General features: G+C 62.1%; 14 protein-coding genes. 6 read left to right on the plus strand and 8 right to left on the minus strand.

The features are described from left to right. The first annotated feature begins 20 nt into the window (after positions 1–20). Positions 21–1,043, plus strand: coding sequence for a type IV pilus twitching motility protein PilT (locus ACJ8KE_RS17740; RefSeq protein ID WP_123867895.1), 1,023 nt, complete (start codon positions 21–23; stop codon positions 1,041–1,043). Here ACJ8KE_RS17740 and ruvX read toward each other — a convergent pair. From ruvX to ACJ8KE_RS17770, 6 genes are all read right to left on the minus strand, one after another. Then, positions 1,040–1,462 (minus strand): Holliday junction resolvase RuvX, encoded by a 423-nt coding sequence (gene ruvX, locus ACJ8KE_RS17745; protein WP_015379046.1) that lies wholly within the window; start codon positions 1,460–1,462, stop codon positions 1,040–1,042. The genes ACJ8KE_RS17740 and ruvX overlap by 4 nt on opposite strands. Continuing rightward, complete coding sequence (locus ACJ8KE_RS17750) at positions 1,462–2,025, minus strand: YqgE/AlgH family protein (RefSeq protein ID WP_004937452.1); 564 nt, start codon at positions 2,023–2,025, stop codon at positions 1,462–1,464. Before ACJ8KE_RS17750 ends, ruvX begins: the two co-directional genes overlap by 1 nt. Before the next feature lie 146 nt (positions 2,026–2,171). After that, the gene (gene gshB, locus ACJ8KE_RS17755; RefSeq protein WP_016930084.1) at positions 2,172–3,122 is read right to left on the minus strand and encodes a glutathione synthase; all 951 of its coding nucleotides are present in this window, start codon (positions 3,120–3,122) and stop codon (positions 2,172–2,174) included. A gap of 10 nt (positions 3,123–3,132) precedes the next feature. After that, a complete protein-coding gene (rsmE, locus tag ACJ8KE_RS17760; RefSeq protein ID WP_049300547.1) occupies positions 3,133–3,864 on the minus strand; it encodes a 16S rRNA (uracil(1498)-N(3))-methyltransferase in 732 nt (243 codons plus the stop codon). A 69-nt stretch (positions 3,865–3,933) separates the two neighbouring features. Further along, the gene (gene endA / locus ACJ8KE_RS17765) at positions 3,934–4,629 is read right to left on the minus strand and encodes a deoxyribonuclease I (protein ID WP_025304243.1); all 696 of its coding nucleotides are present in this window, start codon (positions 4,627–4,629) and stop codon (positions 3,934–3,936) included. A 101-nt stretch (positions 4,630–4,730) separates the two neighbouring features. Then, on the minus strand, positions 4,731–5,243 hold the full coding sequence (locus ACJ8KE_RS17770) for a SprT family zinc-dependent metalloprotease (protein ID WP_016930082.1): 513 nt from the start codon (positions 5,241–5,243) through the stop codon (positions 4,731–4,733). A 372-nt stretch (positions 5,244–5,615) separates the two neighbouring features. Here ACJ8KE_RS17770 and fumA point away from each other — a divergent pair, with 372 nt between their 5' ends. Next, a complete protein-coding gene (fumA, locus tag ACJ8KE_RS17775) occupies positions 5,616–7,262 on the plus strand; it encodes a class I fumarate hydratase FumA (protein WP_016930081.1) in 1,647 nt (548 codons plus the stop codon). 150 nt (positions 7,263–7,412) lie between these two features. Then, positions 7,413–8,279: a helix-turn-helix domain-containing protein gene (locus ACJ8KE_RS17780; RefSeq protein ID WP_016930080.1), complete on the plus strand. Its 867-nt coding sequence runs from the start codon at positions 7,413–7,415 to the stop codon at positions 8,277–8,279. Here ACJ8KE_RS17780 and ACJ8KE_RS17785 read toward each other — a convergent pair. Beyond that, complete coding sequence (locus tag ACJ8KE_RS17785; RefSeq protein WP_049300545.1) at positions 8,203–9,255, minus strand: XdhC family protein; 1,053 nt, start codon at positions 9,253–9,255, stop codon at positions 8,203–8,205. The two genes, ACJ8KE_RS17780 and ACJ8KE_RS17785, sit on opposite strands and share 77 nt — an antisense overlap. A gap of 8 nt (positions 9,256–9,263) precedes the next feature. Beyond that, positions 9,264–9,848: a nucleotidyltransferase family protein gene (locus ACJ8KE_RS17790; protein WP_016930078.1), complete on the minus strand. Its 585-nt coding sequence runs from the start codon at positions 9,846–9,848 to the stop codon at positions 9,264–9,266. A 208-nt stretch (positions 9,849–10,056) separates the two neighbouring features. On the opposite strand from ACJ8KE_RS17790, the gene ACJ8KE_RS17795 reads away from it, so the two are divergent. Genes ACJ8KE_RS17795 through ACJ8KE_RS17805 form a run of 3 tightly spaced genes read left to right on the plus strand, consistent with a single transcriptional unit; the run spans position 10,057 to position 14,629 of the window. Continuing rightward, on the plus strand, positions 10,057–12,846 hold the full coding sequence (locus ACJ8KE_RS17795; protein WP_117287305.1) for a xanthine dehydrogenase family protein molybdopterin-binding subunit: 2,790 nt from the start codon (positions 10,057–10,059) through the stop codon (positions 12,844–12,846). Further along, the gene (locus tag ACJ8KE_RS17800; protein WP_015379038.1) at positions 12,843–13,397 is read left to right on the plus strand and encodes a (2Fe-2S)-binding protein; all 555 of its coding nucleotides are present in this window, start codon (positions 12,843–12,845) and stop codon (positions 13,395–13,397) included. The genes ACJ8KE_RS17795 and ACJ8KE_RS17800 overlap by 4 nt, the downstream gene beginning before the upstream one ends. Further along, entirely contained in the window at positions 13,394–14,629 is a 1,236-nt protein-coding gene (locus ACJ8KE_RS17805; protein ID WP_016930076.1) for a cytochrome c, read from the plus strand. The genes ACJ8KE_RS17800 and ACJ8KE_RS17805 overlap by 4 nt, the downstream gene beginning before the upstream one ends. Positions 14,630–14,633: the final 4 nt, after the last annotated feature.

A 14,633-nucleotide genomic window follows, 5' to 3' on the forward strand; every position in this document is an offset into this window, starting at 1 on the left:
TATTGACCCGGGAGAGTGATATGGATATCGATGAATTCGTGGCCCTTAGTGTAAAGCATAATGCTTCCGATCTGCACCTTTGTGCCGGTCATCCGCCGATGTTGCGCATCGACGGTGAACTGCAGCCGCTGGCGGCGGCGCCAACGCTGACGGCGCAAGGCGTGCAGGCCCTCTGCGACGGATTGCTGAATGCGCAGCAGCGCGAGAGCCTGCGGCGGCTGGGGCAGGTCGATCTGGCGTTGCACAGGCCGGGCGGGGAGCGGTTGCGCGCCAACGTTTTTCAACAAAGCGCGGGGATTTCTCTCGCGTTGCGGCGTATCGCCGGGCAATCGCCTTCGCTTGCCGAGCTGGCGGCGCCGGTCATCGTCCCGGCGCTGCTGCGGCGCGACGACGGGCTTATCCTGGTCACCGGCGCCACCGGCAGCGGCAAGTCCACCACGCTGGCGGCGATGATCGACGAGATCAACCGGCACCAGCAGCGGCATATTTTGACGCTGGAAGATCCGATCGAGTTCCTGCACCGCAGCCGGCGATCGCTGATCCAGCAGCGGGAGATCGGCCGCGACAGCCACAGCTTCGATGCGGCGTTGCGCGCCGCGCTGCGCGAAGATCCGGATGTGATCCTGCTGGGCGAGCTGCGCGATACCGCCACCATCCGGCTGGCGCTCACTGCGGCGGAGACCGGCCACCTGGTGCTGGCGACGCTGCATACCCGCAGCGCGCCGCAGGCGGTAGAACGGCTGGTGGACGTGTTTCCCGCGGAAGAGAAACCCTATGTGCGCGCCCAGCTGGCCGGCAGCCTGCAGGCGGTGATCGCGCAAAAGCTGATGAGGCGCCCCGGCGGCGGACGCGTGGCGATCTTTGAAGTGCTGACGGCGACGGCGGCGGTCAGCAACCTGATCCGCGAAGGGAAAACGCATCAGTTGGCGAGCGTGTTGCAAACCGGCGCGCAGTCCGGCATGCAAACCTTTGAGCAAGGTTTGCAGCAGCGGATCGACGCCGGCGTGTTGGGGGAGTGCGCGGGGGAAAGGGCGGGCGTTTAGCCCAGCTGCCGTTCGAACCAGCTTTCGAGGATCACCACCGCGGAGGCGGAATCCACGCTGCCTTTATCAAGGGCGCGGAAGCCGCCGCGATCGAACAGGTTGGCGCGCGCTTCCACGGTGCTCAGGCGCTCGTCATGCAGATCGATCTGGATGCCGAAGCGGCCGTGCAGGCGGTTGGCGAACTTGCGCGCCTGGGCGGTAACGGGCTGTTCGGTGCCGTCCATGTTCAGCGGCAGGCCGACCACCACCAAATCCGGTTGCCACTCCTTCAGCAGCTTTTCGATTTTCAGCCAGTCCGGCGAGCCGTCCTGCGCTTTGAAAGCCGGCAAGGCGCGGGCGCTGCCGGTCAACTCCTGGCCGACGGCCGCGCCGATGCTTTTGGTGCCGAAGTCGAAGGCGATAATGGTGCGGTTGCTCATCAGGCATGTCCTGCGTGGTTGGCGATGCTGCGAATGTCGATACCCAAAAGGTTCCCCGCCTCGCGCCAGCGGCTGGCGATCGGCGTGCGGAACAAAATGTCGGTGTTGGCTTCGATGGTCAGCCAGGCGTTTTCCAATACTTCCTGCTCCAACTGGCCCTTTTCCCAACCCGCATAACCCAGCGCCACCAGCACGTCGTCCGGTTGCTCTGGCGTGCCGAGCGTTTCCAGCACGTCTTTCGAGGTGGTGATCATGGTGTTGGGCGAAATTTGAATGCTGGCGCCGAAGCCGTGGCGCGGCGTATGCAGGATAAACCCGCGATCGTCCGCCAGGGGGCCGCCGGCGAACACCGGCTTGTCCAGGCTGATGGCCGGATCGCGCGCAGGCGGCATGATCTTCAGCTTGCTCAGCACCGTGGCTACCGTGAACTGCTCCACCGGTTTATTGATCACCAAACCCATGGCGCCTTCTTCATTGTGCTCGCAAATGTAAATCACCGAGCGCTTGAAGCGAGGATCCTGCAGCGTTGGCATGGCGATCAGAAAATGGTGCTGTAAATTCATGGCGTTAGTATAAGGTAATCAATGGGTGAGAAAATAAACAGCCGCCAGTATGCGGCTATACCCGCCGCCTTTCAAGCCGTTGCCGAAAGGCGCGCTTTGGCGGGCGCGATACGGGATAGCGGGCGGCATGCCGCCCGCATGACGCATTACTTCGCCGCCAGGCGCTTTTCAATCGCGTCCATCAGCATGCCGGTAATCGAAATCGGGAATGCCGCCTCAATCTCGCGTGCGCAGGTTGGGCTGGTCACGTTGATCTCGGTCAGGCGATCGCCGATCACGTCCAGGCCGACGAAGATCAGCCCTTTCTCTTTCAGCGTCGGGGCGACGGCGCGGGCGATTTTCCAGTCGCTTTCGCTCAGCGGGCGCGCTTCGCCGCGGCCGCCGGCCGCCAGGTTGCCGCGGGTCTCACCCTGCGCCGGAATGCGCGCCAGGCAGTAAGGCACCGGCTCGCCGTCCACCACCAGGATGCGTTTGTCGCCGTCCTTGATCGCCGGCAGGAAGTTCTGCGCCATGCAGAAACGGCTGCCGTGTTCGGTCAGGGTTTCGATGATCACCGACAGGTTAGGATCGTCCTGCTTCACGCGGAAGATAGATGCGCCGCCCATGCCGTCCAGCGGTTTCAGGATGATGTCGCCGTGCTGCTGGTGGAATTTGCGGATGTGCGCGGCGCTGCGGCTGACCAGCGTATCCGGCGTCAGTTCCGAGAACCAGGCGGTGAACAGCTTCTCGTTGCAGTCGCGCAGACTTTGCGGCTTGTTGACCACCAGCGTGCCTTTAACTTCGGCGCGTTCCAGAATGTAGGTCGCATAGATGTATTCGGTATCGAACGGCGGATCCTTGCGCATCAGGATCACGTCCAGTTCGTGCAGCGCCAGATCCTGCTCGGCGCCGAAGCTGAACCAGCTCTCCTTGTCTTCCTTCACGCTCAGCAGGCGGGTGCGCGCGCGCCCGTCACCGGCGTGCAGATAGAGATCGTTCATCTCCATGTAGTGCAATTCGTAACCGCGGCGCTGCGCTTCGAGCAGCATGGCGAAGCTGGTGTCTTTCTTGATGTTGATGGAATCGATAGGATCCATCACGATGCCGAGCTTAATCATCTTTTCTCCTTTAACCCAGGTCGCCGAAGCGGACCTGCAGAGCGGTAATGGCGGTGAGCGCTGTGGTTTCGGTACGCAGAACGCGTGGTCCCAGCAGAATATCAGTAAATCCGTGGTCGGTGGTCATGGCGATTTCGTCGGCGGACAAACCGCCTTCCGGGCCGATCAGCAGGCGAACATGATCCACCGGCTGCGGCAGCGTGTTGATGCTGTGGCTGGCGCGCGGGTGCAGGTTGAGTTTCAGGCTGCCGTCCTGCTCGGCGCACCAGGCTTCCAGCGACATCGCCTCGCGGATTTCGGGAATGCGGTTGCGGCCGCACTGTTCGCAGGCGGCGATGGCAATCTTTTGCCATTGCTGGATTTTCTTCGCCAGACGCTCGCCGTCCAACTTCACGCCGCAGCGCTCGGAAAACAGCGGGGTGATGACGTTGACGCCCAGCTCGATGGATTTCTGGATGGTGAACTCCATCTTCTCGCCGCGCGAGATCACCTGGCCCAGGTGCAGGTTGAGCGGCGATTCGATGTCATCCACGCGGCCGTCGCCGAGGCGCACCAGCACGCTCTTTTTGTCCACCCGGACTATCTCGGCGTCGAACACCTGGTTGCTGCCGTCGAACAGCTGCAGCGCCTGCCCGGCGCTCATGCGCAGCACGCGCCCGACGTGGTTGGCGGCGTCCTCGCTGAGGGCGATCTCCGCCCGGTCGGTCAACGGCTGCGGATGGTAAATGCGGGGTATGCGCATGGGTAGTCTGATCCTGACGAAACGGCGCCGCGGGTTGGCGGCGCCATGAAAGATAAAGGCTATAGTAGGTTAGCTTTTCCGCTGCTGACAAGCCTGTTGAATATAGGGGTTGTGGTTGCCCTGCACCTTGGCGATACGTGCTTCGCGCTGACATTCCCATTGGCTCACCGGATATTGCCGGTTCCACACCTCGAACAGCTGGGTTTGCTGGCGTGACAGCCGCAGCTGGTAGCGATCGCGCATGTAGAAGTAGGTGCGGGCAATGGCGCCGCGCGCGCGGGCGGGCGGCTCCGCCTGTTTATTCTTGAAATCCACCTTCATCGGGCATTGCCCGTACTGGCCCGCGCCGCCGTTCCATTGGCTGTACATGAAGTTGTTGCGGTCGCCGTTCACTTCGCCGATCGCCGGCTGCAGGTTGTGCAGATCGGTTTCGATCTGGCGATAGGTGGCGTCTTTGTTGCAGTTCTTGCGCCCGCCGTCCTGCCAGCACTGCAGCTGGTGGCCGAACTGCCAGGCCGGCACCACGTGTTCCCACTCGATACGCTGCGCGCGTTGGGCGTTTTTACGCACCTGATAGCCGCAGCCGGCGAGATCTGGGATGCCCTTCTTGCCTTGCCAGTCGATGCGGCAGCCGCAGTAAAAACTGCCCGGCGCATCCTGGTTAATCTTGGCCGCCGCCGCCTTAGCCTGAGAAAAATTATTGATGCCGTGCGCCTGTACGGCGCCTGCGGCGAAAACCGCCATAAACAAAATTCTGCGAAGCATATTCCAAAACAGCTCAAAATTGGAAAAGCAGGCAGGGTAACGGAACTTGCCGGCAGTGGCAAATGGCGATATTTGCTTGTTTTAACGTATAAATCGTTTAACTAAAGGTTCTCGCTAGCAAGAAATTTCAGTTTTTCGCCGCACCGGCGGCAGCGGTATTCGCTTTCGCCGCGCAGCACGCGGTTATGGCGGCGAATGGTGAGCTGGTGCTGTCCGCAGCCGCAGCGGTAGGGGAAGGTTTTGCTTTGCACCGAGGCGGTTTCGAAACGGTGAGTGCGGCTGGCGGGGGTCAGCAGTACGCTTTCCATCATCCAGCGCCATTCGCGGCCGTGCGGCGCCACCCGGCCGAATTGGCGAAACACCAGCAGGTGCGCCAGCTCGTGCGGCACCACTTCATCGATAAACGGCTGTTGGTTTTCCAGCAGCAGCACCGGGTTCAGACGGATTTCCCAGCTTTGCAGCCAGGCGGTGCCCGCGCTGGTGCCGCGTTGCTGATAGACGATGCTGGGTTCGGGGAACTCGACGGCAAAATGCCGGCGTGCCAACTGCAGCTTTTCTCGCAGGCAGCGCATCACCGCTTGTTGCAGCGCGATGGGGATTCTTGGTTTGTTCATTGCGGCCTAGCTTAAGCAATGGCGCGGCGGCTGACAATATGCCCCGGCCTAAATCCGCATCCGACGCTTTCTTGGCGTTGTGCGCCGGTTTTTCGCCACATTGATAAGACGATCGCCGTCGATGGATTGTAATCAATGTGTTAACTGCGGGATAATAAAGCGTGCATGATGAGCCTGTACCCGCAGTTCTCACCGGACAAGGTTGAAACGCCGCCTGTGGTAATCCCTTACGCAAAGAGCGGTTATTTTGCGATTTGGCGCAATAACTGACTGATTAAAAATACGTAAGGTGGAGGCAGTTTTTTGACAAGGCGCCGCCTCGCGCGCCGCAAGTGTGAATTTAACGCAGCTGATGTTGCAAGTGAGAGATCAATGTCGAATAAACCGTTCCACTATCAAGATCCGTTCCCGCTGAAGAAAGACGATACCGAATATTATCTGCTGAGCCGCGACCACGTTTCCGTGAGCGAGTTTGAAGGCCAGGAAATACTGAAAGTTGCCCCTGAAGCGTTAACCCTGCTTGCCCAGCATGCGTTCCACGACGCCTCGTTCATGCTGCGCCCGGCGCACCAACAGCAGGTGGCCGATATCCTCGACGATCCGGACGCCAGCGAAAACGACAAGTACGTTGCGCTGCAATTTCTGCGTAACTCAGAAATCGCCGCCAAGGGTATTTTACCGACCTGCCAGGACACCGGCACGGCGATCATCGTCGGCAAAAAGGGCCAGCGCGTCTGGACCGGCGGCGGCGATGAAGAAGCGCTGTCGCGCGGAGTCTACAACACCTACATCGAAGAGAACCTGCGCTATTCGCAGAACGCCGCGCTGGATATGTATAAAGAGGTCAATACCGGCAGCAACCTGCCGGCGCAGATCGATCTCTACAGCGTGGACGGCGAAGAGTACAAATTCCTGTGCATCGCCAAGGGCGGCGGCTCCGCCAACAAAACCTATCTGTACCAGGAAACCAAGGCGCTGCTGTCGCCGGGCAAACTGAAAAACTACCTGGTCGACAAGATGCGCACGTTGGGCACCGCGGCTTGCCCGCCGTATCACGTGGCGTTCGTCATCGGCGGCACCTCGGCGGAAGCGACGCTGAAAACCGTCAAGCTGGCCTCGACCAAGTATTACGATGGCCTGCCGACCGAAGGCAACGAGCATGGCCAGGCGTTCCGCGATCTGGAACTCGAAGCGGAATTGCTGCAAGAAGCGCAAAACCTGGGGCTGGGCGCGCAATTCGGCGGCAAATACTTCGCGCACGATATCCGCGTGGTGCGCCTGCCGCGCCACGGCGCCTCCTGCCCGGTCGGTATGGGCGTCTCCTGCTCGGCGGATCGCAACATCAAAGGCAAGATCAACCGCGATGGCATCTGGCTGGAAAAACTGGAGCACAATCCGGGTAAATTCATTCCTCAGGAGCTGCGCCAGGCCGGGGAGGGCGAAGCGATCAAGGTCGATCTCAACCGCCCGATGGCCGAGATCCTCAAACAGTTGTCGCAGTACCCGGTTTCCACCCGCCTGTCGCTGAGCGGCACCATCATCGTCGGCCGCGATATCGCGCACGCCAAGCTGAAAGAGCGTCTGGATCGCGGTGAAGGCCTGCCGCAGTACGTCAAGGATCACCCGATTTACTACGCCGGCCCGGCCAAAACGCCGGAAGGCTACGCGTCCGGTTCCTTGGGGCCGACCACCGCCGGACGTATGGATTCCTACGTCGATCTGCTGCAATCTCACGGCGGCAGCATGATCATGCTGGCGAAAGGCAACCGCAGCCAGCAGGTGACGGATGCCTGCCACAAGCACGGCGGCTTCTACCTCGGCAGCATCGGCGGCCCGGCGGCGGTGCTGGCGCAGCAGAGCATCAAGAGCCTGGAGTGCGTGGAGTACCCTGAGCTGGGCATGGAAGCGATCTGGAAAATTGAAGTGGAAGATTTCCCGGCGTTTATCCTAGTGGATGACAAAGGCAATGACTTCTTCCAGAAGATCCAGGCCGGTCAGTGCGCCAGCTGTCTGAAATAATCGCTGCCCCCTCCACCGCCCGCGGGCGGTGGAGGGGATTGTGTAAAGTCCTGTAGCTTGCTGGACGTCGAGTTTTAACCTGTATACCCTACGCGAATAGCACTAAAATTCGACTAATGGAATATCGGCAACATAAGGTTCGGCAAGCACATGGGCACGCAGGAAAGTCACATCAGGGAGTTACTGGTCTGGATTGAAGATAACCTGACCAATCCGCTGTCGTTGGATATCGTTTCCGCCAAGTCAGGCTATACGAAATGGTACCTGCAGCGCATGTTCAAGAAGCAGACCGGATTATCGTTAGCTTCCTACATTCGCGCTCGCCGCCTCTACATCGCCGCCTTCGCCTTGCGTTTCACGCAGAAGAGCATCCTCGATATTTCGGTTGAATATCAATTCGATAATCAGCAGACATTCTCGCGCTGTTTCAAGAAACATTTCGCCGAATCGCCTAGCGTTTATCGTCATGCCCGCAAACAGGACTTCAGCAATCTGGTGCGTTCGCTGGCGGCCAGCCAGCCCGGCGATATTCAGGTCGAACGCGTCAGCATCGCCAGAGGGCAATACGCCTTTCAGGGCAAACAGTACGCTTATCACCTGGATATCGAAAAGTTGGACAAGTCGCATCTGCCGCAGCGCAGCGCGCTGCGGGCGCAGTTCTACACCTTGTTGGGCGAGCGTCCGGCGCAGACCTATTCGTTTACCCAACTGGTGCCGGACGGCGAGCGGGTCAGGGTCGACTATACCCTGGGCGTGACGGCGGACTATCCGCTGCGTGAAGGCGTGGCGCTGGAGCCGCTGCCGGAGGTCCACGGCGAGTTTTGCCGTTTTCGCTATTCCGGCAAGCCGGTGGCGCTCAATGACCACATCATTCAAATCTACACGCAGGTGCTGCCCGAAATGGGGCTGGCCCGCGGCGACGGGCCGGACATGACGGTGTTCAGCTATTCGCTGAGCGGGAAAGAGGAGCTGCACCTGGAGCTGCAACATCTGGTGCCGGTGGTGCCGCTGCACTGATCCCGTCGGCGGCCGGCCGCCGGTTTTTTTGCTGCACGATCGCCGCCATCACCGCCAGAGCGATCTCCGCCGGGGTTTTGCTGCCGAGCGGCAGGCCGATCGGCGCGTGAATGCGTTCCAACTCCTGCGGCGTGAATTCGGCGATCTGCTGCAACCGCTGGCGCCGCCGCGCGCTGTTTCTGAGCGAGCCCATGGCGCCGATGTAAAACGCCGGGGTGTGGATCGCTTCCATCAGCGTCAGATCGTCCATACGCGGATCGTGGGTCAGCGCCACGACGGCGGTATTGGCGTGGCAACCGCCGTCCTCAATGAACTTGGCCGGAAACTGGCGCAGCAGCGTCACGCCCGGTTTTAACTCGGCGGCGAAGTTATCCAGCGCCTCCGGGCGGTTCTCGCACACCAGCACCTCAAACCCCAGCGCTACGGCGAAATCGGCGCAGTACAGCGCCACGCTGGACAGCCCGGCGATCAGCAGGCGCGGCGCGGCCGCGATATGCAGGGTAATCTGTTCGAGCCGGCGTTCAACCTGAGTGGCGCTGGTGAAATGGCTCTGCTCAAGGCTATGGCAGGCGTTGGGCAACGTCAGGCGTTTGAGCAACGCATGATGCCCTTCCAGCGCGCCGGCGATGCGCCGCAGGTAAGCGACGCTGGCTTCTCCCGCCGGCAGATACTCGATCAGCACGTCCAGCACGCCGCCGCACGGCAGCGCCACATTGGGCGTCATGCCGCCTTCGCCGTAGCGGATCACCTGGCTGGCCGCTTGATACTCCCCGGCGGCCACGCGCCGCAGAAAGTCCTCCTCCACGCACCCGCCCGACAATGAGCCGCTGTAGCGGCCGTCGCGGGTCGCGGCCATCAACGCGCCCGGCGACCGCGGCGAAGAGCCATAGGTGCTGAGCACGGTGCATAACCAGACCGGCTGTTGTTGCAGCCAGCTTATCGCCTGGCTGACCACGGTGACATCAAGATGTTGCATAGGTGAATTTACTCGCTGGCCGGGAGTTGCGATGGAAGATCAATATCCCGCACGACGCCGGGGTGTTCAAGCGGCAGCAGGTGCACCGCTGCGCCTTGCAGCAGTTCACGCGCGCCATTATCGCCGCGCAGTTGGCAAAGTGGTTTGCGCAATCGGGCGGAAAAGCCGACCGGGTGGCCGGGCTGTTGCGCATAGCTGGGGCGCACGATCGGGTGCTGCCGCAAGGCATCCGCCACCTGTCGGAAAACGTCGGCGCCGACGAACGGCATATCGGCCAGGTGGATCAGCCAGCCTTGCCAGTGCGGCGTGGCCGCAACGCCCGCGGCGATTGAGTCGCCGAGGCCCGCGCTGGCGAGCAGGGTGACCGGCACCTGGTTGGCGGCGCAGGCTGCCAGCACCGGCAGATTATCCGGCCGGGCCACCACATGTACCGGCAGGCCGGAGGCCAATGCCCGGCGCAGGGTGTGTTCAAACAGCGATCTCTGCTCGCCCGCCGCATCGGCAAATCCGGCGTTCAATTTGTTGCCCTGGCCGCCGGCCTGAATAAAGCGCTCTCCGCGTCCGGCGGCGGTAATGACAATGCCCGTGGTCATGGTTGAAGTCCGCGTTTGCGCAAATTATTTATTAGCCTACAAACTACCTGTGTTTTGTAAATGTTTTTTTGTTGAAAACAACCTGTTAATCATCACATAATTTTAGTTATAAGCATATGCTTATGACGTCTACGGCAAGGTCGTCAGCGTTTGCGCAACAACACCGCGAACAAAAACCAATTACAAGAAAGACGTGAAGGACTTATTTATGAGCAATTTCAACCCGTCGCGGCGCCGCTTTATCAAAAGCGCCGTGATTGCGGGGGTCTCCGTGTACCTCGCCCCCCTGTACAGCCGTGCCTACGCCGCGCTGTTCGAGCAAAAAATCCTCCAGTCGCCCAACTGGGATCCGCAGGCCAAGCGCGTCCGTTTCCGTATCGATGGCCGCGCCAAGGTCATGGGGCAGAAGGTGTTCGCGCGCGATATCCGCGCGGTGGACATGCCGCACTGGCCGCAGAAACAGGCGCACGCCTTCATTCTGCGCGTGACCAAAGCCGACCGGCTGTTCGAAGGCGTCGATCTGTCGCTGCTGGGGGACGATCTGCAGCCCGATCGCCTGGTGACGGCGGAAGATCTGGCGCGCGACGGCCTGGCCTTTCCGGCGTTCTACGGTGACGACATGCTGCTGCCGAGCGGCAAAACCCCGGCCTACCTCGGCCAGGCGGTGGCGATCCTGATCTATCACGACTTCGCCCGTTTCCGCTTCGCCAAGGACAGGCTGAAATTCCGCGAAGAAACCATCAAATACGGCGCGGTCACCGGCCCGCTGGAGCGCGATCCCTGGGGCAGCTTCCGCTATGTGCGGGTGGGGGGAGAACAGCCGTTCGACGACGACCGCTTCTCCAGCCTGAAGGACACGCCGATCTTCCCGGTGTCGATGAAAAAACACCTGCCGGTGTGGCCGGAAGGGCGTGAGGGCGGCAAGCTGGATCAGGAAGGCATGCGCTATGCGGGGATGATCGCCGACGAGATGGCGAACCCGCCGGCCGACTGGCTGGTAATGTCGCGCCGCTACACCACGCAGTCGATCGACACCTCGGCGCTGGAGCCGGACAACGCCAACGGCTGGTTCGACGCGCAGACGCAAACCCTGCATCTGGTGGTACCGACTCAGTCGCCGCAGGAAGTGGCCGACGAGATGCCGCGCATGCTGGCCAAGCGCAACCCGCCGGTGAAACAGCTGATCCTGCACCCGTGCTACACCGTGGGCTACGGCTCGAAAGACCACTACAACTTCCCGTATTACGGCGCGGTGGCGGCGATGTATGGCGACGGCCACCCGGTGCGCCTGGCCAATGATCGCTTCGAACAGTTCCAGACGGCGTTGAAGCGCCACGCGTTCGACATGAACTACCGCATCGCGGTGAATAAGCAGACCGGCGTCATGCAGTCGTTCCTCGGTGACATGACCGCGGACGGCGGCGGCCGCAGCAACTTTACCCCTTCGGTGGTGATGGTCGGCGCAACCGCCGCCCAGTCGATTTACTACTTCCCGAAAAGCGATCTGTCGTCGGTCGGGTTGGCTTCACGCGCCATCGACGCCGGTTCGGCGCGCGGTTACGGCACGCTGCAAAGCATGGCCGCCACCGAGATGATGGTGGATGAGCTGGCCGCCGAGCTGAAGATCGACCCGATCGAGTTTCGCCTGCGCAACGTGCTGAAATCCGGCATGAAAAACACCCAGGGGGCGATCCCGGCCGGTGCGATCCGCGCCGATGAAGTGCTGGAGAAGGCGGCGAAGCACGAGATGTGGCTCAAGCGCGCCGAACGCAAGGCCGAGTTTGAGAGCCGCCATCCCGGCAAGCGCTATGGCGTCGGCTTCGGCTGCGTGCAGAAAGACTTCGGCACCGGGGCGGAAACTTCGTTCGCCCGGGTGGAGCTGAGCGAAGATGGCCGCATCACCCTGCATCACAGCGGCGCGGAGATGGGCACCGGCATGTCGACCTCGCAGTCGGTATTGTGCGCGCAGTGGCTGGGCAAACCGGCCGACGAAGCGCACTTCTCGGTCACCGACTGGTCGGTATTGCCGATGGTCACCAGCGGCGATCCTTACCTGATGTCGCAGGAAGAGCAGGACAAGCTGCAAACCAACCCCAACTGGACGCCGAGCTACTGTTCGCCGTCCAGCGCCAGCAACTCGGCCTATTACTTCTCGCACAGCACTCGCGAAGCGGCGCGCCTGATCTTCGATCACGGCCTGTGGCCGGCGGCGATGGCGCTGTGGCAGGCCGGTATCGGCGGCGGCCAGGCGGCGCCGCTGGTGGTGCGGCGCGAAGATGCGCGTTGGGTCGAAGGCGGCCTGACGGCGGCGGGCATGTCGGTGCTGAGCCTTGAGCTGCTGGCCAAGACGGCTTATCAGATGGGCGGCGTCACCGGTGCCGCGGTGCACGTGTTCAACCGCTGGCAGTGGGCGGAGGCCGATTTCACGTTGAACGGCAAAAGCGAACGCCTGCCGATCGACGGCATGGCGCTGCGCAACGCCGGCGGCGAATTCAAACCGCTGGCGCGCGGGCAGGTCTACTACCCGCCGACCCAGCGCAACAATGCGGCGGTGACCTACTACAGCGCCGTCGGCACGTTGGCGGAAGTGGCGGTGGATATCGCCACCGGCCAGGTGGAGTTGTTGAATCACCACTCGATCATGGAGTGCGGCAACCTGATCGTGCCGGAACTGGTTTCCGGCCAGCTGCAGGGCGGGCTGGCGATGGGCATCGGCCATGCGCTGCACGAATATTTACCGCTGTACGAAGACGGCCCGGGCAACGGCACCTGGAACTTCAACCGTTACCACCTGCCGCGCGCCAGTGATGTGGCGGTGTGGAAACAGAGCGGCGACATCCTGCCGGCGCTGTCGGAAACCGATCCGCCGAAAGGCATGGCGGAGGTGGTGATGATCCCGATCGTGGCCGCGCTGGTCAACGCCATCGCCGACGCCACCGGCCACCGTTTCCGTGATTTGCCCGTTCGTGCAGAAAATATTCGTGAGGTATTACAATGAGCATTAAAACCCAGCCGATTTCCCTGACCATCAACGAAAAGCAGTACGGCCCGATCGAGGTGCCGGAAGGCCTGATGATGATCGATTTCCTGCACGAGTATCTCGATTTGACCGGTTCGCGCCTCGGCTGCGGGCAGGGCATTTGCCACGCCTGCGTGGCAATCGTCGATCACCCGAGCGGCACCAGCGAAGAGGTGCGCACCTGCATCACCGGCGCGCATTTCTTCAACGGCAAGAAAGTGCGCACTGTCGAAGGCCACGCCAGGGTGGACGAGCAGGGCGAGGTGGTTGAGCTGTCGCCGATCCAGCAGGCGTTTCTGGAACACTACAGCTTCCAGTGCGGCTACTGCACGCCGGGCTTCGTCAACGCCGCCACCATTTTCGTGGAAAAGCTCAAGCGTGAGCCGATCGCCCGCGATCAGCTGGAGAATGCCATCGAGCAGGCGCTGGATAGCCACATCTGCCGCTGCACCGGCTACGTGCGCTACTACGAAGCGGTGCGCGACGTAGTGCTGAAAACGCCGGGCCTGCTGAAGGAGACGGCGCAATGAAAAAACGTCTCGCAGTGTTGATTGTGCTGGTGGCGATCGTGGTGATTGCGCTGCTGTGGTGGCGGGAAAACCGCCGTTACGACGGCCCGGTGCAGCAGGTAACCGCCAGCGCCGAACAGATCGCCCGCGGCCGCTATCTGGCGCAGGCCGCCGACTGCGCCGCCTGCCATACCGCCAGCGGTGGGGCGCCGTTGGCCGGTGGCTATCCGCTGGACACGCCGTTCGGCACGATTTACGGCAGTAACCTGACACCGTCGGCCGACCACGGCATCGGGCGCTGGAGCAAGGACGACTTCTTCCTGGCGTTGACGCAGGGCGTGGCGCCGGGCGGGCGGCACCTGTACCCGGCGATGCCTTACACTTCGTATAAGGGCATGTCGCGTCAGGACGCCGACGACATCTACGCTTACCTGATGACGCGCCCGGCGGTGGACGTGGCCATTCCGGCCAACGACATGCCATTTCCGTTTAACCAGCGCATGGCGCTGATCGGCTGGAATCTGTTGTTCCGCAGTCAGGATCCGTTGCCGGCCAGCTCGCACGGCAGCTCGCCGCAATGGCAGCGCGGCCGCTATCTGGCCGACGTGCTGGGCCACTGTGGCGAATGCCACACGCCGCGCGGCGCGCTGGGGCAGATGGATCTCGGCAAACCGATGCAGGGCGGCGATCTCGGCCGCTTCATGGCGCCGGACATTACGCCGCACGGTCTGGCGCAGCGCGGCTGGACGCCGCAGGACGTCAGCCGCTTCCTCAGCACCGGCCTCGCACCGCAGGGTTCCGCCTTCAGCGAGATGCACATGGTGGTGGATCTCAGCACCCGTCATTTGACGCCGGAAGACCATCAGGCGCTGGCGCTGTATCTGATGGGCGAGCAGCCGCCGGCGGCAGTGCCGGTGAAAATGGGGCAGGGCAGCGATGCCGGGCGCATGACCTATCTGGATCAGTGCGCCGGCTGCCATGCGCGCGAAGGCGAAGGCAAACCGCACGTCGCACCGGCGATGCGCGATAACGCCACGCTGCGCCAGGCGGACGGCAAGAACCTGATCGTGTCGGTGCTGGACGGCCTGCCGGCCCAGCAGTTCCCGAACGGTGAAAGCATGCAGAGCATGCCGGGCTTCGGCGAGCGTCTGAGCGATGCTGAAGTGGCGGAACTGGTGAATTACCTGCGGGTGACCTGGGGCGGTTTGCCGGCGGACGTCACCGCCGAGCAGGTGAAAGCGCTGCGCAAGTAAGCGG

This window comes from Serratia sp. CY56464 (assembly GCF_052168435.1).
Classification (GTDB): Bacteria; Pseudomonadota; Gammaproteobacteria; order Enterobacterales; family Enterobacteriaceae; genus Serratia; species Serratia marcescens.